The sequence below is a fragment of the Streptomyces sp. NPDC089799 genome, assembly GCF_040684755.1.
Classification (GTDB): Bacteria; Actinomycetota; Actinomycetes; order Streptomycetales; family Streptomycetaceae; genus Streptomyces.
Window position 1 is genome coordinate 202699 of sequence record NZ_JBFBGR010000008.1, and the last position, 24865, is coordinate 227563.

Genomic DNA, 24865 nt, shown 5'->3' on the forward strand with positions numbered 1-24865 from the left:
CATGGACGTCCGGAACTTCGCCAAAGGAGTGGGGTGTTCCGCGCGGCGCGCGTCTCAAGTGACGCCATTTGACCGGAGCGAAGCAAGAAAAGACAGACCTTGACTTGGACCGGTCAATTGCACTATGCGGTCAGTTGGTTCCGATATCCGGACACCAATCGGGCATTTCGCCCCTCGCGTTCAGCCCGGCGAACGCGTGAGCCCCGTGCGCCCCCCGTGCTCCGGCACCGTGTGTCAGGTCACGCTTACCGGCGGTCCCGTGCGGGAACCAACCGTCTTGGAGCACCTCCGCCTTGAGGACGGATACCGCCATGCCGCGACCGACCGCCGCACAGCTCGCCTACGGGTCCGCGACCGTGATCGCCTCGACCATCGCCATGCTCCTGCTCTCACAGACCAGTGCCGGAGCGGGCATCGCCGTCATCACCACCGCCGCCCTGGCGCTCGGGCTGCTGGTGGCGGTCACCGTACCGCCGCCGGGGCGGCGCCGGAAGACCGCGGACGAGGGCGGACGCGCGGCGACGGCCGGGTCCGCCGGGGCTCCGGCGGCCGGGGACATGGCGGCGGCCGCCCGGGTTCCTGAACCCCGGACGGCCGCGGCCGAACATTCCGTACAGCTCTGACGCTCCGGCCCTGCGCGACCAGGCCGCGCCTTTCGGATCAGGCCGCGGTGACCACCACCGTCTTGGCCACCTTGTCGTGCAGGCCCTGCTTGTACGGCTTGTCCACGAGCATCGAGACGATGAGCGCGAGCGGCCACAGGCAGAAGCAGCACAGCAGGGTGGGGATCCACAGCATGGCGGCGCGCCCCAGGGCGGTGCCGGACGCCGGCACGCTGCCGTCGTTGAGCATCGCCACGCGCATGTGCAGCATCTTCTTGCCGAGGGTCTGGCCGTTCTTCCTGGTGAAGAACCAGTCGTAGCCGACGAAGGCGATGATCGCGATCAGCGTCCAGATCAGCCCGGAGCCGTTGTAGGAGCGGGTCCAGATCTGGGTGACGTCCTCGCCCTGGTTCGTCTCCACCGTGTACCGCTTGGTGTTGAACGGGATCTGGATGAGGAAGAGCGGGATCGCCACGATCAGCGCGTCGATGATGCGGGCGGCCAGCCGCCTGCCGAAGTCCGCGAGCGGGGGCATGCCGGCCAGCGGGTCGGGCATGCCGTAGCCGCCGGCGCCGCCGCTGCCGCCGTACGGATCGCCGCCGTAGGGGGGCGGCGGAGGCGGGTAACCCCCGCCGCCGGGCGGGGGCGGGAAGCCTCCGGGGCCGCCGGGGGGCGGTCCGCCCGGGGGCGGGGTCCCGCCGGGCGGGGGACCTCCCGGCGGCGGGCCGCCGGGCGGGGTGCCCCCGGTGGGCGGCGTGTCGTACGGAGAGCCGCCCGAGGGATGCGTCGGCTCCTGGGGCTTCTTGAGGAACGGGTCGTCCTCGGGCCGTTCGCCCGGCGGCGGCTGATCGGTACTCATGGCCCGAGTCGAACCCGGCCCCGCGGACCCCGCAACGGCACCGGGTCCGTCCGGGCGACGGGTGGGTGCTACCGGGTGACGAACGTACCGGCGGCCTTGTCGTGCCAGGCCTGGCGGCGCGGCCGGTCCACCAGGCACCAGAGGGCCCCGGGCAGCCCCAGGAGCCCGTACACCAGCCAGCGCCGCAGCGCCGCCCCGAAGCCGGGCGGGCGGCCGGTGGACACCGACGCCACGCGGATGCCGAGCAGTTTCTTGCCCGGGGTACGTCCCCAGCGGGCGGTGGGGAGGGCCTCGTAGAACACGCCGAAGACGAGGACGACGGCGAACACGAGCGCGAGGTGGGCGGCGGTGGTGCCGTCCAGCAGCCACACGGTGACGGTATCGCCGCCCGCGCCCCGGGCGGCGGCGTCCACCTTGGCCTGGAGGTGCTCGGTCACCGCCGGTACGGAGGGCCAGGCCGCGGCGGCTCCGGCGGCGGCGAGCGGGATGCAGTCCAGCACCCGGGCGAGGAACCGCCGCCCGAGCGCCGCGGGCCGGGCGGCCCGCTCGGCCATCCGCTCGAAGACGGCCGGGTCGGTACGGGGGCGAACGGCGGAGCCGTCCCCGTCGGCGGCGGGCACGACCGCGCCGGGGCGCTCCGCGCCTTCCCCGTGGCCCCTCCCGCTCCCTTCCCCCTCACCGGTACGCGCGCCCGTCTGCCGGGGCGCCTCTGCCCGGGGCTGTGGCTCCGCGGGCCGGGGTTCGGCGGCGGGAGCGGCCGCCGGGGAGCGGGCGGAGAGGATGCCGGGCGTGGGCTCGGCCGTACGTCCCCGGGGTGCGGGCGCGGCCGGGGCCGCCGGGGCAGGGCGGCGGCCGTCCCCGTCGGGCCCGGACGACGGTCCCGGTGCCGGGGCGTCTGCCGCGGGGGCCGCCGGGTCGCGCCGGCGGCCCCCGGGCCACAGGTCGGCGTCGTCCTGCGCGGGCTCCGGGGTCCGACGGTTCAGGGAGACGCCCCGGCCGGGTGCGGCCGGGCGGTCCGCCGGGCGGTCCGCCGGGGGTGCATCGGCGGGGGCTCCCCACGAGACTCGACGATCGCGGGGCCCGCCGAAGCCCGACTGCTGGGCGGGGTCGGCCGCCCACGCCGGAGCTTCGGCGAGCGCACCGGTCTCGTCCAGGAAGACCGGCCCGGTCTCCTCCGCCCGCCCGACACCCGGTCCCGCCGGGGCGGAAGCCGGGGCCGACGCGCCGGCGGACCGTGCAGCCGAGGCGGCGCCACCGCCCGGTGCCGGGCCCGGGTCGGGAGCGGACGCGGCCCCGGCGGACCCCGCGGCGGGCCACGACACCGGGGCCGGCTCGGAAGCCGAGCCGGAGACGGGCGCGGCACCGGGAGCCGGAGCCGATGCGCCGGCCGATGCTCCGGCGGACCACGCGGCCGGGGCCCCGCCGTCATCCGTCCCCTGGAAGGGAGTCGAACCGGCAGCCGGAGCCGACCCGGTGGCCGGCCAGGCGGCCGGAGCCGCGCCGTATCCGGGCGCCGGGGCGGAAGGGCCGGGAGCCGAACCGGGAGCCGGGGCGGAAACGGGAGCGGGAGCCGACCCGGCGGCGGGCCAGGCCGCCGGGGCCGCACCGAAGCCCGCCGCCGAGCCGGAAGCCGGGGCAGGAGCAGGAGCAGGAGCCGGGCCGGGAGCGGGAGCCGACCCGGCGGCGGGCCAGGCGGCCGGGGGCGCACCCCGTCCCGGCACCGGGGCGGAGGCTGCGCCGCGGGCAGGAGCCGCCTCACCGGCAGACCAAGGGGCGGGAGCCCGGCCGTAATCGGCCGCCGGGGCGGGAGCCGGAGCGGGAGCCGGGCCCGGAGCGGCAGCCGAGCCGGCGGCGGGCCAGGCGGCCGGGGGCGCGCCGTACCCGGGCCCCGGGGCGGGAACCGGACCGCGGGCCGGATCCGGAGCCGTGGACGAGGGGGTGACGGGCCACCGGGACGGTGCGGCGGCCGGAGTCGGGGCGGCGGGCCACGGGGTCTGCACGGCACCCGGGGCCGACGGCGCGGTGGCGGGCCCGGAAGCCCGAGCCGCGTCACGGATCGGCTCCGCCGGCCCGAACCCGGCCGGCGGGACGGACTGCCGGGCGGGGCCGGGAGCGGGCTGCGGGCCGGCGGCGGGCCACTGGACCGGCGCGGGACCGGGACCGGGCACCGGGGACGGGACCGGCGCCGGGGCGGGCCGCGGGGTGGGGACCGGAGCCGGGGCCGGGGCCTGCGTACGGAGGTCCGGCGCACCCGGCCCCTCCGGCCCGCGGCGCTCGCCCGGCCGGCCATGGCCACCCGCGCCGCCCGCGCCACCCGCGCCGCCCGGCCCGCCGACGCCGCCCGGCCCGGCCGCCCCGCCGACCCCGCTCCCGCCCGCCGGACCGGTCGCGGCCGCCCACGCCGCCTCGTCCGCCGCGGTCGTACGTCGGCTCGTGCCCGGCACCCACGCGGAACCGTTCCAGTAGCGGACGAACCCGGGGATGGACGGATCGGGGTAGTAGCCCTCACGGGCCGCGTGCTCACCGTCACCTGGGGAGGCCGTCAATGTCCCCAACTCCGATCGTGGCTTGAGGCTTGTGCGCGTGGCACAAGGGGCGTGCGCAAGGGAGGACCATAACCAAGAACCCCGGTCCCGCAGGTTCGGTAACGGGAGAATCCAAGCCTTCGGGCGAACCCCGCGCCGTTCCGCCCCCACCGCCCGCTTCCGGCCAGACGATGACTTCCGGCCAACCTGTGCCAGCCGCCCCGAAGTCGCGTCATACCCGGACAGCTCCGCGCTCTCTCCTCATGTCGGGCCGACTCGACCCGCCCGCACCACAGAGAAGAGAGGCACCCCATGCACTACCCCGCCATCGAGCGCGAGCTGGAGCTGAAGCTGGTCCTGTCGCCCGAGCGCAGCGTCACCGTCCCCGCCCTCCTGCTCTACCGGACGACCGACCCGTACGCCGTGCACATCACCTTCCACACCGGCTCCAGCGCACCCGTGAACTGGACCTTCGCCCGCGAGCTGCTGGTCGAGGGGGTGTTCCGGCCCTGCGGCCAGGGCGACGTACGGATCTGGCCCACCAAGGTCGACGGCAAGGCGGTGCTCTGCATGGCCCTCAGCTCCCCGGACGGCGACGCGCTGCTGGAGGTGCCGGCCGCCGCGCTGTCCGCCTGGCTGGAACGCACCCTGCGGGTGGTGCCGCCGGGCACCGAGGCGGAACGGCTCGGACTGGACGAGGCCCTCGCCGAGCTGCTCGCCCCGACCCCGGCGGACGAAGTGTGGCTGCGGGACGCGTGGCCCTCCGACGAGTCCGGGGACGGGGATGCATGAGGCGTGGGGGCAGGGGCGGGGGCGGTGCGCGCCCGGACGACAGGACGGCAGGACGGCAGGACGGCCGGACGGTCAGAACAGCTTGCCGGGGTTCAGCAGGCCCAGCGGGTCGAAGGCCCGCTTCACCGCGCGCTGCATCTCCAGCCCCACCGGCCCCAGTTCGCGGGCCAGCCATTCCTTCTTCAGTACGCCGACGCCGTGCTCGCCGGTGATCGTGCCGCCCAGTTCCAGCCCCAGCGCCATGATCGCGTCGAAGGACTCGCGGGCGCGCCGGGCCTCGTCCTCGTCGGCGGGGTCGAAGCAGACCACGGGGTGGGTGTTCCCGTCGCCCGCGTGTGCGCACACCCCGACGGTGAGCCCGTACCGTTCGGCGATCGCCGCCGTGCCGTCCAGCATCTCGGCGAGCCGCGACCGCGGCACGCACACGTCGTCGATCATCGTGGCGGGCCTGAGCGCCTCCAGTGCGGTCAACGACATCCGCCGCGCCTGGAGCAGCAGTTCCGACTCCGCCTCGTCCTCCGCGGGCACCACCGCCGTGGCGCCGGCGGCCGCGCACAGCTCCCCCACCGCCGCCAGGTCGGCCGCCGGGTCCGGGGTGTCGAACGCGGCCAGCAGGAGCGCCTCCGTGGTCTCCGGCAGCCCCATCCGACCCAGCGCGTTGACCGCGCGTACGGTCGTACGGTCCATCAGCTCCAGCAGCGACGGCGTCAGACCGGCCTCCATCACCGCGCACACGGCTTCGCACGCGGCCGCCGACGAGGGGAACTCGGCGGCCAGCGCCAGCTGCCGGGGCGGCGCCGGCCGCAGCGCGAGGACGGCGCCGACGACCACCCCTAGGGTGCCCTCGGAGCCGACGAACAGCCGGGTGAGGTCGTACCCGGCGACGCCCTTGGCGGTACGCCGGCCGGTGCGCAGCAGCCGGCCGTCGGCGAGGACCAGGTCCAGCCCGAGCACGTACTCGGCGGTGACCCCGTACTTGACGCAGCACAGACCTCCGGAGGCGGTGCCGATGTTCCCGCCGATGGTGCACTGTTCCCAGCTGGAGGGGTCGGGCGGGTAGTACAGGCCCCGTTCGGCCACCGCGCGGGAGAGGACGGCGTTGACCACGCCCGGTTCGACGACGGCGGTCCGGTCCACGGTGTTGATCTCCAGGATCCCGTCCATCCCGACCAGCGAGAGCACGATGCAGCCGTCGGAGGCGTTGGCGCCGCCGGACAGGCCGGTGCGGGCGCCCTGCGGGACGACGGGGACGCGGAGTGCGGTGGCGGTGCGCATCACGTGCCGGACCTGCTCGACGGTGCGGGGCAGGACCACGGCGGCGGGCCGGCCGGCGGTGCAGAAGCTCGCCATGTCGGTGGCGTAGGCGGCGGTCACGTCGGGGTCGGTGAGGAGGGCTCCCGGCGGGAGTCCGGCGGCGAGGCGGGCGTACAGGTCGGCGGGGTCGTATGTGAGGCCGTGGGCGTGCCGGTCCGCGGGCTCGTCCGCGGGGCCTTGTACGGGGACGTGCGTGGCGGATCGCTCGGGGTGGTGCGCGGCGGGTCGCGCGGCGGGCCGAACCGGAAGATCGTCCATCGAACCAGGGTGACACCGGGGGCCATCGGTGTGAACCCGGCCGCGACCCTCTTCGGACACCGCCGCTCACTCTTCATATTTGACGCACAGTGAGCGGGTGGAACGCGAAGAACGCCAAGACGTGGCATTCAAGCCGGAGCGGCCCTTGACCTTCACCGGCCGCAAGACGCTCGTGCCGGCGGCGGTCGCCGTGGTCCTGATCGCCGCGGCGCTGCTGGTCCGCCCGGCACGGGTCGACGACGACGCCCGCCCGCCCGGACCCACCGAACGGGCGGCTTCGGCCGTCGGCATGGGGGCGCCGGCGGCGCAGGTGGACCTGACGGCGCTGATCGACGACCGGGAGAAGTGGCTGCGCGGGCACGAGGACGACCACGGTTCGTGGGCGGTGCTCGGGTCGGCGTACCTGGAGCAGTCCCGGCGCGGCCCGGACCCGGCCTGGTACCCGAAGGCGGAGCGGGCGTTCAAGCGCTCGCTGGAGCTGCGGCCGGCCGAGAAGGGCAACTTCGACGCGATGACGGGCATGGGCGCGCTGGCCAATGCCCGCGGGGACTTCGTGACCGGGAAGAAGTGGGGCGAGCTGGTCCGGGCGCAGTCGTCGCGGCGCTGGACGGCGTACCCGGTGCTGGTGGACGCGTACACGGGCATGGGCGAGTACAAGTCGGCCGAGGCGGCGCTGGAACGGCTGCTGGAGCTGCGGCCGGGGCTTGCGGCGTACTCGAAGGCGGCGCAGGTGTACCGGGACCGGGGCTGGCGCGAGGACGCGGCGGTCGCGATGGAGCAGGCGGCGGGCACGGCGAAGACGCCGGCGGAGAAGGCGTACTGCCTGTACCGGCTGGGTGAACTGGCCTGGGAGCGGGGCGAGACGGCGGAGTCCCTGCGCTTCTTCGAGGGTGCGCTGCGGACGGACGCGGCGCAGGACCAGGCGCTGGGCGGGAAGGCCCGGGCGCTGGCCGCGATGGGGCGGAACGGGGAGGCGATCCGGGACTACCGGGCGGCGCTGGGCCGGTCGCCGGTGCCGCAGCTGGCGCTGGAGCTGGGCGAGCTGCTGGAGGCCGCGGGCCGGGAGGACGAGGCGCGGGCGGCGGACGGGCCGTACGCGATGCTGGGCGCGCTGGCGGCCAAGGGCACGGCGAACGGCGTGAACGAGTCGGTGGTGCTCGGGCTGTACGAGGCGGACCACGGCGATCCGGCGGACGCGGTGCGGCGGCTCACGGCGGAGTGGGGCCGGCACCCGAGCGTGCAGGTGGCCGATGCGCTGGGCTGGGCGCTGCACCGGACCGGGGACGACGAGGAGGCGCTGGAGTACGCGAAGAAGGCGACGGACCTGGGGCTGCGGAGCGCGGAGTTCGCGTACCACCGGGCGCAGATCGAGCGGGGGGTGGGCGACGGCGCGACGGCGCGGCGGTACCTGCAGCTGGCGCTGCGGACGAACGAGCGGTTCTCGCCGGTACGGGCGCCGGTGGCGAGGCAGGCACTGGGCGCGCTGGGCGAGCCGGCCGGGGGCGGCCCGGAGAACGTGCAGCCGAAGGGTACGTGGGTGGCGCCGGACATGAGCCAGTACATCGTGCCGGCCAAACCGAAGCCGAAGCAGTAGCAACGGCAGGGCGGGGGCAGGGGCGACCGGCCGGGGCGGCGTGAGCGCCCCTCCCCCACCGCAGCCCGGCGGTCCTCCGACCCCCTGACCGGAGGACCGCCGGGCGGCGCGCAGCCCCGCCCGGCAGGGGCGGGGCTGCGCAGGGGGGTGGCGGTCAGAGGTTGCCGCGCTTTTCCTGTTCGCGCTCGATGGCCTCGAAGAGGGCCTTGAAGTTGCCCTTGCCGAAGCCCATCGAGCCGTGGCGCTCGATGATCTCGAAGAAGACGGTCGGGCGGTCCTGCACCGGCTTGGTGAAGATCTGCAGCAGGTAGCCGTCCTCGTCGCGGTCCGCGAGGATCTTCAGCTCGCGCAGCTCGTCGATCGGCACGCGGGTGTCGCCCACCCACTCGCCCAGGGTGTCGTAGTACGTGTCCGGGACGGACAGGAACTGGACGCCGGCGGCGCGCATGGTGCGCACGGTGGCGACGATGTCGTTCGTGGCGAGGGCGATGTGCTGGACGCCGGGGCCGTTGTAGAACTCCAGGTACTCGTCGATCTGCGACTTCTTCTTCGCGATCGCCGGCTCGTTGATCGGGAACTTCACCTTCTTGGTGCCGTCCGCGACCACCTTGGACATCAGCGCCGAGTACTCGGTCGCGATGTCGTCGCCCACGAACTCCTTCATGTTCGTGAAGCCCATGACCTTGTTGTAGAAGGCGACCCACTCGTTCATGCGGCCCAGCTCGACGTTGCCCACGCAGTGGTCGATGGCCTGGAAGGTGCGCTTGGCCGGCGGCTCGACGATCGGGGCTGCGGCGATGAAGCCCGGCAGGTAGGGGCCGGTGTAGCGGGAGCGGTCGACCAGCGTGTGGCGGGTCGTGCCGTAGGTGGCGATGGCCGCCAGGACCACGGTGCCGTGCTCGTCGGAGATCTCGTACGGCTCGTCCAGGCCGCGGGCGCCCTGCTCGACGGCGTACTTGTACGCCGCCCGCGCGTCCGGGACCTCGATGGCGAGGTCGATCACGCCGTCGCCGTGCTCGGCGACGTGCTCGTCGATGAACCGGCCGTGGTCGGTCGTGGCCTTGATGACCGAGGTCAGGACGAAGCGGGCGGAGCCGTTCGTCAGGACGTAACTGGCCGTCTCCCGGCTGCCGTTCTCCGGTCCGGAGTAGGCGACGAGCTTCATGCCGAAGGCGGTGGAGTAGTAGTGCGCCGCCTGCTTCGCGTTGCCGACGGCGAAGACCACCGCGTCCATCCCCTTCACCGGGAAGGGGTCGGCCTCACGCGCGGTCTCGGGGCTGTGGTCCAGGGTCTCAGTCATGAGCGCAGAGTCCCGCCGATCCACAAGCTGCGCAATAGTTTCCTGTTCGGGTGTACAGACTGCCCACCCTGGGCCCACCATGGATGGGAAATCTGTGCAGTATGACCAGCGAACGAAGGAAGGCATGCCACATGGGCATCGACGAGCTCGACGGCCGGCTCATCGTGCTGCTCGCGCGCGAGCCCCGGATCGGGGTGCTGGAGGCGTCCCGCCGCCTCGGCGTGGCCCGCGGCACGGTCCAGGCCAGGCTCGACCGGCTCCAGTCGAACGGCGTGATCCGCGGCTTCGGCCCGCAGGTGGACCCGGCGGCGCTCGGCTACCCGGTGACCGCGTTCGCCACGCTGGAGATCAAACAGGGTCAGGGCGCGGACGTACGGGCCCACCTGGCGACGGTGCCGGAGGTCCTCGAACTGCACACGACCACCGGCCACGGCGACATGCTGTGCCGCCTGGTGGCCCGCTCCAACGCCGACCTGCAGCGGGTGATCGACCGTGTGGTCGGCTTCGAGGGCATCGTCCGCGCCTCGACGGCCATCGTCATGGAGAACCCCGTCCCCCTCCGCATCATCCCCCTCGTGGAACAGGCCGCCGGGGACCGCTGAAGACCGCTCACGCGGACCGGGGGAGCGTCAGCAGGAAGGGACCTTGCCGTTCTTGTTCAGTTCCCGGAGGGCCGACACGGCGCCGGACAGTGAGGTGACCGGGATCAGCCGGAGGCCCTCCGGCAGTTCCGACTGCGCGTCGGAGCACTCGGCCTCGGGCACGAGGAACACGGTCGCGCCGTCCCGGGCGGCGGCCTGGGTCTTCAGCGCGACACCGCCGACCGGGCCGACCTTGCCGTCGGCGGTGATGGTGCCGGTACCGGCGATGGTGCGGCCGCCGGTGAGGTCGCGGCCGGTGCCGTCGCCGTCGAGCTTGTCGACGATGCCGAGGGAGAAGAGGAGTCCGGCGCTCGGGCCGCCGACGTCGGCGAGGTTGAGGTCCACCTTCACCTTCCCGGGGTCCTTCTTCAGGTATCCGAGCGCGGCTTCGGTCGCGGTCGACTGCGACTTCGCCATCTGCTCCAGGTTGTGCTTCTCGATCTCCTTGTCGGAGCCCCCGGTCGGGTAGACCGCCTCCTTCGGCATGACCGCGCGGTCCGTACGGAACCAGTTGTCGACCAGCTCGGGCAGGCTGACGGCCTGCGAGGGGCCGGTGGCGACGATGGTGGTCATGCGGAGCTGCCCGCTGGTCCCGCGGGTGGGCGCACCGGTGACCGTGATGACGCTCTTGCCGTCCTTGCTGCCGAGCACGTCGGCCGTCAGGCCGGGCTGGGCGAGCACGAACGGCAGCGGCGCGAAGGCGGCGACCACGAGCAGTGCGAGCGTCGGGGCGGCGCAGACGGCCAGGGCCACGGGGCGCGGGAGGCTTGAGAGGCGTGAGAGCAGCACCCCGCCAATCTACTGGGCCGGTGGGGTGGGGCCCGGCCGGTGTGCGTCGGCCGGGCCGGGCCGGCCGGGCGGGTGGCGGGCCGGGGCGGCGAGCCCCGCCGGGTCACGGTGCCGGGCGGCTGCGCTGCCCGCGCGGGGTCGGTGTGCCGTGTGCCCACCCGTGCCGCGTCCTGCGGCACGACTGCCCACACGGCACGGCCGCGTGGCTAGCGGAGGGCGTCCGCCACTTCGCGGGCCGCGTCGACCACGCGCGGGCCCACCCGCTCGGGTACGGCGTCGGCCAGCATGACGACGCCGACGCTGCCCTCCAGGCCGGTTATGCCGAGCAGCGGTGCGGCGGCTCCGCTCGCCCCGGCTTCGAGTTCTCCGTGCGTGAGGGTGTAACCGGGCTCGATGAGCGCACCCTGCCTGGCGGCCAGGATGGCTCGGCCCGCGGCACCGCGGTCGAGGGGATGGCGGAACCCGGCCCGGTACGCGACGTGGTAGTCGGTCCAGGTCGGCTCCACCACGGCCACGGCGAGTGCCTCGGTGCCGTCCACGAGGGTGAGGTGGGCGGTGGCGCCGATGTCCTCGGCGAGCGATCTGAGCACCGGCAGGGCCGCTTCGCGTACCAGCGGGTGGACCTGTCGGCCCAGCCGCAGCACGCCGAGGCCCACCCGGGCCCGGCCGCCGAGGTCACGGCGGACCAGGGCGTGCTGCTCCAGCGTGGCCAGCAGTCGGTAGACGACGGTCCGGTTGACCCCGAGGCGGTTCGAGAGCTCGGTGACGGTCAGACCGTGATCGGTATCGGCGAGCAGTTTGAGGACTCTCAGTCCCCTGTCGAGCGTCTGGGAGGTTTCCGCGGTCACGACGCCTCTCCCTCTTGAGTGAGCGGCGGTGAACTCTCACGGGGCGGAGGCGGCACCGGTCCCATCGGCGACGCACGGAGAGGCCGCCGGATAGGCCATGGCACCGGCAAGCGCTCCCGCGGCGGCGTTGCCACGGGGCGTATCGATGCGGGAACCGTAGCGAGCGCGTCCCGCTCAGCGGAAGGGCAAGTCCAGAATCCGGGCGCGGAATCCCCGTATGTGCGTTTTGGGGCACGGCTGTTGTACCGATTCGTAACCTCGATTGCCACAGGGGGCTTTTTCCGTCCCGCGGCCCCGATGGAGTTCAAAACTGCGGGGTGGAGACCCCGGAACCGCAAGTTCCGGTCAGTGGCGCGGGAGGGGCGGAGCGCCGCCCTCCGACCCCCGGGAGCGGGCTCCTGTCGGCACCGACGAGAGGGGTGCGCGTCCGATTCGTAGGAATTGCGCCACGGGCCCTGCGCGCGGGAGGCGCACCGGTGGTGGGAAGGGCTCACACGGTGGGCGGGGGCGGGCCCAAGCCGTTGGTACGAAGCCCCCACAGGGGCGGGACGACACCGCTGTGGGGGCTTCGCGACGCGCTCAGCGCATGCGGGTGGCCCACTCCTGGACCTTCTTGATGCGCTCCCGGAGCTGGCCCGCGGTCGCCTCCGCGCTCGGCGGTCCGCCGCACACCCGCCGCAGCTCGGTGTGGATCACGCCGTGCGGCTTGCCGCTCTGGTGGACGTACGCGCCGACCATGGTGTTCAGCGACTTCCGCAGCTCCAGCAGCTCCTTGTGCGAGACCACCGGCCGCCGTTCGGCCGGCAGCTCCAGCAGGTCCGCCTCCGCGTCCGGCTTCTTCCGGCTGTGCGCGATCTGCCGGGCCTGCCGCTTCTGCAGCAGCATCTGCACCTGGTCGGGTTCGAGCAGGCCGGGGATGCCCAGGTAGTCCTGCTCCTCCTCGCTGCCCGGGTGCGCCTGCATGCCGAACTCGGCGCTGTTGAACAGCACCCGGTCGAAGACGGCGTCGGACTCCAGCGCCTCGAAGGGCAGCATGTCCTGCTCGCCGGTGTCCTCGTCCTCCTGCCGGTTCGCCTCGTCCATCTCCTTCTCGGACTCGGCGTACGGGTCCTCGTCCTCGCCGCCCTTCTTGGGCTTGTCGAGGACGTGGTCGCGCTCGACCTCCATCTCGTTGGCGAAGCCGAGGAGGTAGGGGATGGTCGGCAGGAACACCGACGCGGTCTCGCCGCGCCTGCGCGAGCGCACGAAACGGCCGACGGCCTGGGCGAAGAACAGCGGGGTGGAGATCGTCGTCGCGTACACGCCGACGGCCAGCCGGGGCACGTCGACGCCCTCGGACACCATCCGGACCGCGACCATCCAGCGGTCGTCGTTCGCGCTGAAGTCGTCGATCTTCTTCGAGGCGCCCGCGTCGTCCGAGAGCACGACCGTGGCCTTGCTGCCGGTGATCTCCCGGATCAGCTTGGCGTAGGAACGCGCCGAGTCCTGGTCGGAGGCGATCACCAGGCCGCCCGCGTCCGGGATGCCCTTGCGGACCTCGGTGAGCCGCGTGTCGGCGGCGCGCAGCACGTTGGGCATCCAGTCGCCGCGCGGGTCCAGGGCGGTGCGCCAGGCCTGGCTGATGGCGTCCTTGGTCATCGGCTCGCCCAGCTTGGCGGCGATCTCGTCGCCGGCCTTGGTGCGCCAGCGCATGTTGCCGCTGTAGGAGAGGAAGATGACCGGCCGGACGACGCCGTCACCGAGGGCGTTGCCGTAGCCGTAGGTGTAGTCGGCGGACGAGCGGCGGATGCCGTCGTTGCCCTCCTCGTACGTGACGAAGGGGATGGGGTTGGTGTCGGACCGGAAGGGGGTTCCGGTCAGGGCCAGGCGGCGGGTCGCCGGGTCGAACGCCTCCAGGCACGCCTCGCCCCAGGACTTGCTGTCGCCGGCGTGGTGGATCTCGTCGAGGATGACCAGGGTCTTGCGCTGCTCGCAGCGGTTGCGGTGCAGCATCGGGCGTACGCCGACACCGGCGTAGGTGACCGCGACCCCGTGGTACTCGCGGCTCAGCGGGCCGGCCGAGTACTCGGGGTCGAGCCGGATGCCTATCCGGGCGGCGGCCTCGGCCCACTGCTTCTTGAGGTGCTCGGTCGGGGCGACCACGGTCACCTGCTGGACCACGTGGTGGTGCAGCAGCCAGGAGGCGAGGGTGAGGGCGAAGGTCGTCTTGCCGGCGCCGGGCGTGGCGACCGCGAGGAAGTCACGCGGCTGGGTCTGGAGGTACTTGTCCAGCGCTCCCTGCTGCCAGGCGCGCAGCTTGCTGGCGGTGCCCCAGGGGGCGCGGCCGGGGAAGGCGGGTGAGAGGTGGTGGGAGGCGGTAGTAGTCACGGTCTCCGGTTCGTGCTCTCGACGGCGATCGGAAGTCGTACGTAGGACAACCGGGCCACCCTACCGGGGCGGGCCCGCCCCTCGCGGAGGGACAGGCCCGTGACCTGGGGACGTGCGGCGAGGGTCACACCGCTGCCGCCCGCTTACCGCGCGAACCTCGGCAACTGCGTCGCGATCTTGGGTACATCGAGTGCGCCCTGGCACACGTCCAAGACGAACCGCTCTGCCTCATCCACGTCGAAGTGCGCGTCGAGCGGGTGTCCGTTCATGTGCAGGAACACCCAGGTCGCATACCAGGCGAGGCGCTTGTTCCCGTCAACCAGGCCGTGGTTCCGGGCCAGCGACTCCATCAGCGCCGCGGCCTTCTGCCACACGTCCGGGTATGCGTCCTGCCCGAACACGCTCGATTGCGGGCGAGCGAGCGCCGAGTCGAGCAACCCGTAGTCGCGGACCTCGCTGGTCCCGAGCCGCTGAGCCAGGTTCAGGAGCTCGGGCATGGTCAGGTACTGCATCAGGCGAGCCTCCGGTTCAGCTCCTCACTGACCTTCAGCACGTGCTCTGCGGCCTCATTGAAGAGGCGCGAGTGCTCGTTTATGGCCCGGATCACCGCGTCGTGCACGAAGGACTGCATGCTGCGGCCCTCCGCCTCGGCGCGCTCGCGCAGGGAGTTCAGCTCTTCCTCGGTAAACCTCACGTTAAGACCAGCCATGACAGCAACGGTACCGCGCGGTACCACTCGGTGTCAGCCCACTTCCCTAGGGAGGGTGACCGCCCGGGCGGACTCCGGGTCCAGTCGGGTGGCCACCCAGGCGCCCAGCAGGGCCACGCAGGCCATCGGGAGGAAGACCACCACGAACGCGCCGGGGTGCGAGGCGGCGCCGGCCGCATCGGCGGCCGCGCCGTGGGCCGCGCCGACCGTCCCGCCGCCGAGGGCGGCGAACGCCGCGCCGCCGGACGCCAGCAGCACCACGTTGGCCAGGGCGTCCGAGATCTGGAGGGCCGCGGAGTTGCTCCCGGCCTCCTCCGGCGGCGACAGCTCCAGCAGCAGCACGCTGGTGGAGCCGATCACCAGGCCCAGGCCCAGGCAGCCGACCGCCCAGGTCAGGGTGAGGAGCCAGGCCGGCACCGACCCGATGAGCACCAGGGGCGCCGTGGCGATGGCGAGGGCCTCCAGGACCATGCCCAGGACCATCAGCCGCTCCCGGTAGGGCTGCATCCGCGGCTTGGACTGGATCGCCGACCCGGCGGCCCAGGTCAGTCCGCCCAGCGCCAGCGCGAATCCGGCCAGGGTGGGGCTGAGGCCCCGCTGGGTGACCAGCATCAGCGGGATGAAGCTCTCGGCCGAGATGAAGGCGCCCATCGCGAGCCCGCGGAGCAGGACCACGGACGGCAGGCCGCGCCGCGCCAGGTAGGTGCCGCGGGGCAGCAGCCCGCGGACGGCCGGCACGATCAGGGCCGCGCCCGCGAGGGCCGGCAGCAGGGAGAGCCAGCGCAGGTCCTGGGCGGCGTACTGCAGCAGCCCGGCGCCGAGCGAGATGCCGAGCGCGAGCCTGATCCGCCGCCGGTCGAAGCGCGCGGGGGCGGCGGCGCCGCCCACCGGGCCCGATGCGACCCGGCGTATCGCGGGCAGGGCGACGACCAGGGGGATCACGACCAGTACCGGGATGCCGAGGAACACCCAGCGCCATCCGAAGTGCTCGGTGACCGTGCCGGAGACCAGCGGCCCGACGATGGAGGGCACCACCCAGCTGGCGGCGAAGGCCGCCATGATCGCGGGCCGGAGCCGTTCGTCGTAGCCGCGGCTGACCACCACGTACAGCGCGACGATCACCAGGCCGCCGCCGAGCCCCTGTACGGCGCGCCCGAGCACGAACAGCCACATGGCCCCGGCGGTCCCGGCCAGCACCAGGCCGCCGGCGAAGGAGGCGATGCCGAGGGTCAGCGGGCGCAGCGGGCCGTCCCGGTCGCTCCACTGGCCGGAAAGCACCATGCCGAAGAGGCTGGTGGTGAAGTACGCGGAGAAGGAGAAGGCGTAGAGCGCCATCCCGTTCAGCTCGCGGCCCGCGACGGGCATCGCGGTGCCCACGGCGGTGGCCTCGAAGGCGATCAGGAAGATCACGCTGATCATGCCGATGCTGAGCGTCCGGTGCGCGGGGCCGAGGACGCCTGCGTCCGCACTGCCACCGCCGCCGCCAGCGCCGCCGCTGCCGCCACCGCCGGCCGACTTGGATGCGGACGGTCCGGGGGTGGCTTCGGCCGTCTCGTCGGCACGGGGTTCGAGGGCGCTCATCGCATCAGCGTAAGGGCCGTGACCGTATTTCGTCCCTGTCATTTCGGCGGATCACGGGTCCTCCGGGAGTCCTAGGACCGCAGGCCGACCGCCGTGCGCGGAGAGGTTTGTGAACGCGGCGTGGCGGTCCCGTTGCAGGACCCGGGTTTCCCTTCCGGCCCGGCTGCGGCCCGCCGTACGGTCGTGTCCAGCAAGAGAACGCGCAGGAAAAAAGCACGGCCGTGTGCCCGAGTGGCCCAGGGACTCGCCTGCAAAGCGGGGTACGCGGGTTCAATTCCCGCCACGGCCTCAGAGAGATGCCGAAGGCCGCCCGGATTCGTTCCGGGCGGCCTCACTCACATCCGAGGTCCTTCTGCGCGAAGGCGTCAGCGGTTCCTGGCGCGTACGGCGACTGCGGTCACGGCTCCCCCGATCAGCACGGCGGCACCGATGCCGAGGGCGATCCAGAGCGTGCTGCCTCCGCCGCCGTCCTCCTTGTCCGCGGCCTGCGGAGCGGGCGCGGGTGCGGCGGAGCTCCCGGCGGACGGCGCGGCCTCACCGGATCCGGACGAACCGGGAGCGGGCGAAGCGGCCGCGGCGAGGTCGGGCAGCGGCCACTTGTCGGCGGGGCCGGGGTCGCCGGGGTTGGTCAGCGCGATCCGCGGCCGGACCACGCCGTAGCCGATGTGGTTGTTCCGCTCGACGCCGTCGCGGGGCTTGCCGGCGGTGTTGAGCATGACGCGGAGGACCTGGTTGTTGGTCCAGTCGGGGTGGGCGGCCCAGATCAGTGCGGCTGAGGCGGAGGCTAGGGCGCTGGCGTCACTGGTGCCGTGGGTCTTGCAGACGCCGGTCTTGCCGGAGCAGGCCGTCACGACGTCCATGCCGGGAGCCGCGAGGTCGATTTGAGGTCCCTTCTGGGATTCCGCAGTGGCATTGCCGTTCTGATCAATGGCCCCCATGCCCACCACGCCCGGTGTGCCGGCCGGATAGAGGAGCTCGTTGTACGACTGAGCGGAGTTGCCCGCGCCCGCGAAAATCAGCTTGCCCTTGGACAGTGCGTACTTCACTGCTTGGGCGCGAAGGTCGTCATTTGCCTTGTCCTTGCTCGGGGCGGCAAGGGAGATGTTGATGACCTTGGCTTCCGAGTCCGCTGCGTAGCGGATGGCTTCGGCCCAGGAGGGTGTCCGTGGATCCTTGTCGTACGGAACACGGATCGGAAGGATCTTGACGCCCGGGGCCAAGCCGAACGCACCGTCACCCGAAGGGTGCTTGCCCGTGCCCGCGATCATCGCGGCAATACCCGTGCCGTGCCGGTCAAAGTCCTTACGCTCGTCACCGTCGGTGTTCGTCGCAAAGTTCTTCCCGGGCAGGACCTGGCCTTCCAGCTCCGGCACCCGACCGACACCGGTGTCGATCACCGCAACGGTGACACCCTTGCCGGTGCTGGTCCTCCACATCTCGTCGGCCTTCATGGAGTCGAGATGCCATTGCTGGGCTCTGATGCTCTCCGCGTGGGCCGGAGTCGCGGCGACTCCGGCCAACAGCAGACCCATCAGGACAGACGTGGCCTTCCGCATGCGCATCCCGTGCAGTGTCCGTTCGCTCAGTCGACTACCGGCGGGCCAACACGGCGGTTGTCCTGCCAGGTCTCTTCGTCCTCGACCAGGTAGTCGGGGCGTTCGCCGTTCTGCTCGTCCCGGCGCGTGCCCCTGGGCTGCGCGCCGGCGCCGACCGGGCCTGCACCCTGGTTGCCCCGGACCAGGCCGGAACCGCCCTGGGTGAAGGGCTGACCGGGCGTCCCGCTGGTCGAGCGCCCGCCCACCACGCCGCCGGACTCCCGAGCCAGCCGGCGGCCGGATCCGGGTGCACCCTGGGCAGGTGCGCCACCCTGGAAGCCTCCGCCGCCCATGCCGGGGCCGTATCCGGGGGTTCCCGGACGACCGGCCTGCCCGTGCGGGCCCTCACCGATCACGGTGCCGCGCGGAATGCTGGTGCTCGGGCCGCTCCGGTTCACCTGTCGGCCACCGGAGATGCCGTTGTCCCTCGGCGCGAACTCCGGCATTCCGGGGAGCCTGCCGAGCGGCGACTCACCTCTGGGCAGTCCGGGTACGAGCGGACCGGTCGGGCTCACCGGGCCACGGCCGAGCGGCCCGGGACCACCCGGGACGGTCTTGTTCACCGGCGGGACGCTGCCGATCGGCGGGAGGGTCACCGGCGGGACCATGCCGACGGGCGGCGGACCGCCCGGGGTGTGGGGCAGGTTCGGAGTCGGAGGCGTGGGCGTCACCTGTGTCGGGGGCGGAAGGGTCCCGACGGTGTCGAGGTCGGTGTCCACGTCCCGGTCCGGGAAGACCGCGGGCGGAACCGGAACCGGATCCGGAGTCCGAGGCGTGGGCTGGACCGGTGTCGTGGGGTCCGGGTTCGACGGCTGGTAGCCGTCGTTCAGGCGGGGATCGTCACTCTTGTGACGGGCGTCGCCTCCCCTGTCGGTGTACGGGGCCTCACGCATGCCGTTGCCCACGTCGGGGCTGCCACCCGAACGGGCAATGTCCTCATTCCCGTAGACCGCCGGAGGCTGCACCGAAGACGGCGCCGGCGGAAACGTAGGAAGCGGCGCCGCGTTCATCTGCGTCGACGACTGCTCGTAGGACTCCGCCAGCTTCTTCATCGCCTGCACGGCCTGCTGCCGGTCCGCCGACAGCTTGGCGTGGGCCGTCTGGCCGATCTTCGCCGCGTCCGGGTCGTTGCGGGCCTCGCGCGCCGCCTCCAGGTTGTCGTACGCGCCCTGGTCGTACTTCGGCATGTTGGCCTTGACCTCGGTGATGGTCTGCGCCGCGTTGACCATCCAGGTGCCGCCGGTCTTGCTGTACTCGCCGAGCCGCAGCGTGGCGTTGCCCAGGCCGTTGACCCAGTTCTGGAAGGCGTCGGCGGCCTCGCCCTCCCAGTTCTCGACCTTGTGGTTCTTGAGGTCGTTGCCGATTTTGGTGATCTCGATCTCGGCGTCCTTGAGGAGCTGGCCGCGCGACCGGACGGTCTCGGCGTCCACCGAGGCCAGCATCCCCAGCAGTTCCTTGTGCGAGAACGGCTCGAAGTCGGTTGCCATTACATGTCACCCCCGGACGTGCTGGTGTCGGTGTTCGGCTGCGGGGACGACGCCGAAGGGGCGTTCGGTTCCGGCGTGTGGTGCCCCTGCGCTCCCGGGTCCAGCTCCACCTTGTACTGGTCCCGCGCCTGCTTCTGCAGGGACCGCATGCGCGCCTTGATGTCCTCGTCCATGTTCTCGTAGCCGATCCGCGACGCCTCGATGGCGATGCCGAGGGACTCGATCTGGTTGCCCAGTGCCTTCGAGAGGTCCTCCATCTGGCTGCGGACCTTGTTGTACGCCGTCTGCAGGTCGCCCGCCTCCGCGAAGCCCGTGCCCAGCTTGCCCTCGGCCAGGGTGCCGTGGGCGAACTTGCCGTGCTCCGCGTTCGATCCCTTCAACTGGTCGAGCAGCGCGTCCACCCGCTTGCGGTACTCGATCATCGACTGCTTCTCGACGAACAGGGCCTTGCCCTGTGCCGCCAGCAGTCCCTCGTTCACCAGCGACAGCATGCTGCCGCCCGGAATGAACGGAAGTACCGCCTCGATCCCGTCGTCCGCCGCCACGATGGCCTCCCCGTGTACCGTCTCCCCGTGCTGCGGCGCCGCTGCCGCACCACGTCCCCGTTCGCATGCGTACGGACAACTCTAGCCAGCGGCGCCGACAGCCCCAAGAGCGGGGTTGCACGTGCAATGCGGGTCACTCGGTCAGGAGTTGGCCGCGCCGCCCGTCGACGCGACCGCCGCCGAGGGGCGGATCGGGAGCCGGTTGACCGGGCGCCCGGTCGCCGAGCGCACCGCCGAGGCCACCGCCGCGGGTGCGGTGACCACCGGGACGGCACTGGCCGCCTTGGCGCCGAACGGCGCGACCACGTCCCGCTCTTCCACGAGTCTGACGATCCGTACGGCCGGGGCGTCGAGCGCCGTCGGCAGCGCATAGCCCGTCAGATCGGGGTGGCGGATCAGACCGGAGGCCGTGCGCAGGTTCTCGGTGAGGGCCGCGCCGACGCCCTGGGTGACGCCCGCCTCGATCCGGGCGGCCAGCTGGCGCGGGTTGAGCACGCGGCCGACGTCCTGGGCCACGGCCAGCTCGACCACGCGGACCGAGCCCAGTTCGATGTCCACGTCGACCACCGCGCGGATCGCGCAGAAGGCGAGGCCGACGAAGGCGTCGCCCTGCCCCTCGGCGTCCAGCGGCTCCGTGGGGTGCGGGCGGCACTGGGCGGTCGCCCAGAGCTCCTTGCCCTGCAGGGCCTCCGCAACCGGGGTGGAGAAGGCGCCGTCGTAGGAGGTGATCCGGCCGTCCTTGATCTGCAGCAGTTCCGTGGACATGCCGAACTTGGCGGCCATCGGCTGCAGCAGCTGCGTACGGACCATCTTCGCGGCGCGTTCCACCGCGCCGCCCGAGACCCAGGTGTGGCGGCCGTGGGCGGACGGGCCGGCCGGCGGCTGGTCCGTGTCGACCGGTGCGACGTACACCTCGTCGACCCCGAGGGTCTCCTGGACGATCTGGCGGGCCAGGGTGGTGAAGCCCTGCCCGGTCTCCACTGCGGCGCAGATCACGGTCGCGATGCCGTTCTGGACCTTCACGGTGGCGGTGGACACCTCGTCGGTGCCCTCCGCGCCGAGCATGTGGACCATGCCGAGGCCGTAGCCGACGCCGCGCCGGACCGCGCCCGGTTCACCCGCGCCCTCGGGTCCGCCCGGCAGCAGCCACTCCTCCTCCGGGGCGTCCTTGGGCAGCGAGGGCAGCTCGGCGTCGCGGACCGCGCGCAGCAGTTCGGCGACCGGGGCGGGGCAGGTGACGGCCTGCCCGGTGGGCAGCGAGTCGCCGGTGGCCAGCACGTTGCGCAGGCGCAGTTCGGCGCCGTCGAGGCCGAGCTGGGCGGCCAGCTTGTCCATCTGGCCCTCGTACGCGGCGCAGACCTGCATGGCGCCCTCGCCGCGGACGTGGCCGGACGGCGGGTTGTTGGTGCGTACGGCCCAGCCCTCGACGAAGGCGTTCGGGACGACGTACGGGCCGCAGGCGAACGCGACGGCCGCGGCGAGGGACTCGGCGGAGGAGTCGGCGTAGGCGCCGGCGTCCATCAGGATCTGCGCCTCGACCTTGACGAGCCGGCCCTCGGCGTCCGCGTGGTGGCGGTAGCGGAGCAGGGTGGGGTGCCGGTGGGCGTGGCCGAGGAAGGACTCCTCGCGGGTCGCGGCGAGCTTCACCGGGCAGCCGGTGCGCAGCGCGAGCAGGCCGAGCGGCAGCTGGAAGCCCGAGTCCTCGCGGTCGGCGGTGGCGCCGGGAACTCCGGTGACGACGACCTTGACCCGCTCCGGTTCCAGGCCGAAGCAGGCGGCGGCCAGGTCGCGGTCGGTGTGCGGGTCGGTGGAGGCGGCGTAGATCTCCACGCCGCCGTCGGGGCGGGGCACGGCGAGGCCGGCCTCGGCTCCGATGGGTGCGGGGTCCTGGCGGCCGATCCGGTACAACCCCTCGACGACCACCTCGCCGACCGCCTCGGGGTCGCCGTAGCGGAGCGGGATGTGCCGGATCAGGTTGCCCTCGGGGTGCAGCGGCGGCGCGCCGAAGGACTGCTCGGGGTCGGTGACCGCGTCGAGGAGCTCGTACTCGACGGCGATGGCGGCGGCGGCCAGCCGGGCGGCGTCCGGGTGGTCGGCGGCGACCGCGGCGATCGGCTCGCCGTGGTGGCGGACCACGTCGTGGGCGAAGACGGGGCGGTCGGAGATCCGCCGGCCGTGGGTGGCGGCGCCGGGGACGTCGGCCTGGGTGACCACGGCCCGTACGCCGGGCATCTGCGCGGCCGCGCTGGTGTCGATGGAGACGATCCGGGCGTGTGCGTGCGGGGAGCGGAGGACGGCCGCCCAGAGCAGCCCCTCGGCCCACAGGTCCGCGGCGTAGGGGAAGGTGCCCTCGGTCTTGGCGCGGGCCTCGGTGGGCGGGACGGAGGCGCCGATCCCGCGCGGGGGCGCGTCGGCCGCGGAACCGGCGCCCGCGGCATGGGCGGTGACCGCAGCGGTCACGATGGCCGTTGCCGCGTCGCCGGCGGTCATGCGGTGCCTCCGTGCTGGTCGTACTGGCCGTACTGGTCGGGGTGGTGGCCCTGGTGGTCGTGGTGACCCGGGACCTGGTGGCCCGGACCCTGGTGGCCCTCGACCTGGTGGCCCTGGTGCACGCCGCCCGCGCCGGGCGCGGCCTGGTGCGGGATGAGGGGAGCGCCGGGGAGGTGACCGGCCTGGGCCATCTGCGCGGCCTGGGCCGCCTGGGCGGTCTCCGCCGCGGCTGCCGCGGTGGCGTCCCGTTCGGCCACGACCTCGCGGACGGCGTCGAGCACGCCCTGGTAGCCGGAGCACCGGCAGAGGTTGCCGCAGAGTGCCTGGCGGGTCTCCAGCTCGCTGGGGGCGTGGTTGCCCTCCAGCAGGTCGTGGATGGTCATGGCCATGCCGGGGATGCAGAAGCCGCACTGCACCGCGCCCGAGCCGCACAGGGCCCGCTGGACGTCGGACAGCTCGCCCTGGGTGGCCAGGCCCTCGACCGTACGGACCTCGGAGCCGGCGGCGGTGGCCGCGGGCACCAGGCAGGAGTTGACCAGGCGGCCGTCGACCTGCACGGCGCAGGCCCCGCACTCGCCCTGGGAGCAGCCGTCCTTGGCGCCGGCCAGGCCGAGGCGCTCGCGCAGCACGTAGAGCAGCGACTCGCCGATCCAGGCGGAGGTGACGGGGCGGTCGGCGCCGTTGACGCGGAGCACGTACGAGGCGAGCGGGTGCTCCTCGGTGTGCGTGGTGACCGGGGCTTCGTGCGCGTGTCCGGCGTAGGGCTCGCCCGGCAGGTGCGGTTCGCCGTGCGGGTGCGGTTCGCCGTGCAGGTGCGGTTCGGCAGCGGGCGCGGGCAGTGCGGTTCCTCCGGCGGGGGTGCCGGTGTCCGTGCCGCCGTCCGCCGCCACGGGCGCCCCGTCCGGGAGGGCGATGCCCTCGGCCGGGGTGTGCCCGGCGTCGTCGCCGCCCCCGGGGACGGCGTCCCCGTGGGTGCCGTCCCCGTGGATGCCTTCGGTGTGGGTGGCGTCGGTGTGGACGGCTTCGCCGTGGGCGGCTTCGCCGGAGCCCGGCTCGACGCCGTCCGGCAGGGCGACACCGTGCGCCGGAGTCCCGTCCGGCACCGCCACGCCATGGGGCGGGGTGCCGTCCGTGAAGGCGATGCCGTGGCCGAGCGTCCCGCCCGGGAAGGCGGTGCCGTGCGCCGGGGTGCCGTCGTGGAAGGCCGTTCCGTGGCCGGTCGTCCCGCCGTGGCCGGCCGTGGCGCCGGTACCGCCCCCGCCGTCCGCCGCGGCGGGCTCCGGGAAGGCGGTGCCGTGTGCCGGAGTCCCGTCGTGGAAGGCGACGCCGTGGCCCAGCGTCCCGTCCGGGAAGGCGATGCCGTGGCCCAGGGTGCCGTCCGTGAAGGCCGTGCCGTGGCCGATGGTGCCGCTCTGGGCGTACGGCGTCGGTGCCGGACCGTCCGCGTGGGGCAGGTCGCCGGACGCGCCGGGGACGGCCAGGGGCACGCCCTCCGGCGGGGTGTGGCCGGCGGCCGCGTACGGATCCACGTCGGGAGCGGCGACGACGGCGGTCGGCACGTACGGGTGGGCACCCGGGAGACCGGGGGCACCCGGGAGACCAGGGACCTCCGAGACGCCCGGCAGCGCCACGCCCTCGGCCGGGGTGTGGGTGTACGCGTAGGCGGCGTACGGGTCGGGCTCGGCCGCGGCGGGGGCGGCGCCGGGTCCGGTCTCTTCCGCGTAGGGGTGGCCGGCCGGTGCGTGGCCGTGCTCCGCGCGGGCGGCCGGCGCGGTGTCGTGGTGGTCGGACGGGGCCGGGGCGTGGGCCGCGTCGATGTCCGGGGCGGCGTGCGCGGCCTCGCCCTCGGGGAGGGTGCCCACGCCGGGGCCGCCCAGTACGCGTCCGCGGGCCTGCGCCACGGGCGCGGAGGGCGCGTACGCCCGTACGCCGTCGAACTCCGCCTGCGGCGCGTCCGCCCACGGCGCTGCCGCGCCGCCCGGCAGGGTCACCGGAGCCTGGCTCCAGTCGGCCGCCGGGGAGGGCCACTGGCCGGTGTCGGAGCCGGCCTCGAAACCGGTGCCGGTGTCGAAGCCGGAGCCGGTGTCGAAGCCGGAGCCGGTGTCGAAGCCGGTGCCCGCGGCCGGGTCCTCGGCGGGGTGCACCGCCTCCGGGAACTGCCACTCGGCCGTGGCCCCCGGGTCCGTGGTCCCGTCCGCCCCGGCAGCGGGCGCGGCGGCGAGGTGCGCGGGAGCGGCGGCCGGGGCGGTGCCGGCGGCCGGCTCGGGCCATGCCGTCGGGAGCGTCCAGGTGCCCGTCGCCGAGGCCGGATCGGCGCTCGCGGCCGGCGGGGCCGTGTCCACCGGCATCGGCGGGACCGCGATCACCGGCGGCACGATCACCGGCGGCACGTATCCGTGCCCCGGTGCCGCCAGCGGCTCTCCGGTGCCGGAGCCGCCCAGCATCTCCTGCGGCAGCTGTACGAACGCCGTCGCGTCGGAGTCGTACTCGCCGCCCTGCGGGACCGGCTCCCAACCCCAGCCCGGTCCCCCGTTCCCCTGACTCACGTGCCCGTTCCCGTTCCCGTCCG

Annotated in this window: 19 protein-coding genes and 1 tRNA gene; 5 read left to right on the forward strand and 15 right to left on the reverse strand. The window is 73.8% G+C overall.

What is annotated here, in order from left to right; all coding sequences use genetic code 11:
• Positions 1 to 311 precede the first annotated feature (311 nt).
• Positions 312 to 623 (forward strand): hypothetical protein, encoded by a 312-nt coding sequence (locus AB0O36_RS11310; protein ID WP_365107366.1) that lies wholly within the window; start codon positions 312 to 314, stop codon positions 621 to 623.
• A 37-nt stretch (positions 624 to 660) separates the two neighbouring features.
• Here AB0O36_RS11310 and AB0O36_RS11315 read toward each other — a convergent pair whose 3' ends face one another.
• The gene (locus tag AB0O36_RS11315) at positions 661 to 1461 is read right to left on the reverse strand and encodes an RDD family protein (protein ID WP_365107369.1); all 801 of its coding nucleotides are present in this window, start codon (positions 1459 to 1461) and stop codon (positions 661 to 663) included.
• Between the two features lie 68 nt (positions 1462 to 1529).
• Positions 1530 to 2081 (reverse strand): RDD family protein, encoded by a 552-nt coding sequence (locus tag AB0O36_RS11320; protein WP_365107371.1) that lies wholly within the window; start codon positions 2079 to 2081, stop codon positions 1530 to 1532.
• A 2217-nt stretch (positions 2082 to 4298) separates the two neighbouring features.
• Here AB0O36_RS11320 and AB0O36_RS11325 point away from each other — a divergent pair.
• The gene (locus AB0O36_RS11325) at positions 4299 to 4778 is read left to right on the forward strand and encodes an SsgA family sporulation/cell division regulator (protein ID WP_365107373.1); all 480 of its coding nucleotides are present in this window, start codon (positions 4299 to 4301) and stop codon (positions 4776 to 4778) included.
• 72 nt (positions 4779 to 4850) lie between these two features.
• On the opposite strand, the gene AB0O36_RS11330 is transcribed toward AB0O36_RS11325, so the two are convergent.
• Positions 4851 to 6350, reverse strand: coding sequence for an FAD-linked oxidase C-terminal domain-containing protein (locus tag AB0O36_RS11330; RefSeq protein ID WP_365107375.1), 1500 nt, complete (start codon positions 6348 to 6350; stop codon positions 4851 to 4853).
• A gap of 121 nt (positions 6351 to 6471) precedes the next feature.
• Between AB0O36_RS11330 and AB0O36_RS11335 the strand changes: the two genes are divergently transcribed.
• Entirely contained in the window at positions 6472 to 7944 is a 1473-nt protein-coding gene (locus tag AB0O36_RS11335; protein WP_365107378.1) for a tetratricopeptide repeat protein, read from the forward strand.
• Positions 7945 to 8098: 154 nt separating this feature from the next.
• Here the strand turns inward: AB0O36_RS11335 and hppD are convergent, their stop codons facing one another.
• Positions 8099 to 9244: a 4-hydroxyphenylpyruvate dioxygenase gene (hppD, locus tag AB0O36_RS11340; protein WP_365107381.1), complete on the reverse strand. Its 1146-nt coding sequence runs from the start codon at positions 9242 to 9244 to the stop codon at positions 8099 to 8101.
• 131 nt (positions 9245 to 9375) lie between these two features.
• On the opposite strand from hppD, the gene AB0O36_RS11345 reads away from it, so the two are divergent.
• Complete coding sequence (locus AB0O36_RS11345) at positions 9376 to 9846, forward strand: Lrp/AsnC family transcriptional regulator (protein ID WP_365107591.1); 471 nt, start codon at positions 9376 to 9378, stop codon at positions 9844 to 9846.
• 27 nt (positions 9847 to 9873) lie between these two features.
• Here AB0O36_RS11345 and AB0O36_RS11350 read toward each other — a convergent pair whose 3' ends face one another.
• The 6 genes from AB0O36_RS11350 to AB0O36_RS11375 form a co-directional block, all read right to left on the reverse strand.
• Complete coding sequence (locus AB0O36_RS11350) at positions 9874 to 10671, reverse strand: S16 family serine protease (RefSeq protein WP_365107594.1); 798 nt, start codon at positions 10669 to 10671, stop codon at positions 9874 to 9876.
• Between the two features lie 209 nt (positions 10672 to 10880).
• Positions 10881 to 11522: a helix-turn-helix domain-containing protein gene (locus tag AB0O36_RS11355; RefSeq protein WP_365107384.1), complete on the reverse strand. Its 642-nt coding sequence runs from the start codon at positions 11520 to 11522 to the stop codon at positions 10881 to 10883.
• Between the two features lie 579 nt (positions 11523 to 12101).
• Positions 12102 to 13889 carry a DEAD/DEAH box helicase gene (locus tag AB0O36_RS11360; protein WP_365107387.1) on the reverse strand — a complete coding sequence of 596 codons (1788 nt, stop codon included), beginning with the start codon at positions 13887 to 13889 and terminating at the stop codon, positions 12102 to 12104.
• Positions 13890 to 14032: 143 nt separating this feature from the next.
• The gene (locus AB0O36_RS11365) at positions 14033 to 14401 is read right to left on the reverse strand and encodes a Fic family protein (protein ID WP_365107389.1); all 369 of its coding nucleotides are present in this window, start codon (positions 14399 to 14401) and stop codon (positions 14033 to 14035) included.
• Complete coding sequence (locus AB0O36_RS11370) at positions 14401 to 14598, reverse strand: Arc family DNA-binding protein (protein ID WP_365107392.1); 198 nt, start codon at positions 14596 to 14598, stop codon at positions 14401 to 14403. Before AB0O36_RS11370 ends, AB0O36_RS11365 begins: the two co-directional genes overlap by 1 nt.
• 33 nt (positions 14599 to 14631) lie before the next feature.
• A complete protein-coding gene (locus AB0O36_RS11375; RefSeq protein ID WP_365107395.1) occupies positions 14632 to 16179 on the reverse strand; it encodes an MFS transporter in 1548 nt (515 codons plus the stop codon).
• Positions 16180 to 16396: 217 nt separating this feature from the next.
• On the opposite strand from AB0O36_RS11375, the gene AB0O36_RS11380 reads away from it, so the two are divergent.
• Positions 16397 to 16468: transfer RNA gene (locus AB0O36_RS11380), tRNA-Cys, on the forward strand.
• A 76-nt stretch (positions 16469 to 16544) separates the two neighbouring features.
• Here AB0O36_RS11380 and mycP read toward each other — a convergent pair.
• From mycP to AB0O36_RS11405, 5 genes are all read right to left on the reverse strand, one after another.
• Positions 16545 to 17741: a type VII secretion-associated serine protease mycosin gene (mycP, locus tag AB0O36_RS11385; protein ID WP_365107398.1), complete on the reverse strand. Its 1197-nt coding sequence runs from the start codon at positions 17739 to 17741 to the stop codon at positions 16545 to 16547.
• A 20-nt stretch (positions 17742 to 17761) separates the two neighbouring features.
• Positions 17762 to 19261: a hypothetical protein gene (locus AB0O36_RS11390; protein ID WP_365107401.1), complete on the reverse strand. Its 1500-nt coding sequence runs from the start codon at positions 19259 to 19261 to the stop codon at positions 17762 to 17764.
• Positions 19261 to 19806, reverse strand: coding sequence for a hypothetical protein (locus AB0O36_RS11395; protein ID WP_365107404.1), 546 nt, complete (start codon positions 19804 to 19806; stop codon positions 19261 to 19263). The genes AB0O36_RS11390 and AB0O36_RS11395 overlap by 1 nt, the downstream gene beginning before the upstream one ends.
• Positions 19807 to 19947: 141 nt before the next feature.
• Positions 19948 to 22296, reverse strand: a complete 2349-nt coding sequence (locus AB0O36_RS11400; protein WP_365107407.1) for a xanthine dehydrogenase family protein molybdopterin-binding subunit — start codon at positions 22294 to 22296, stop codon at positions 19948 to 19950.
• Positions 22293 to 24842, reverse strand: coding sequence for a 2Fe-2S iron-sulfur cluster-binding protein (locus tag AB0O36_RS11405; RefSeq protein ID WP_365107410.1), 2550 nt, complete (start codon positions 24840 to 24842; stop codon positions 22293 to 22295). The genes AB0O36_RS11400 and AB0O36_RS11405 overlap by 4 nt, the downstream gene beginning before the upstream one ends.
• Between the last annotated feature and the right edge of the window lie 23 nt (positions 24843 to 24865).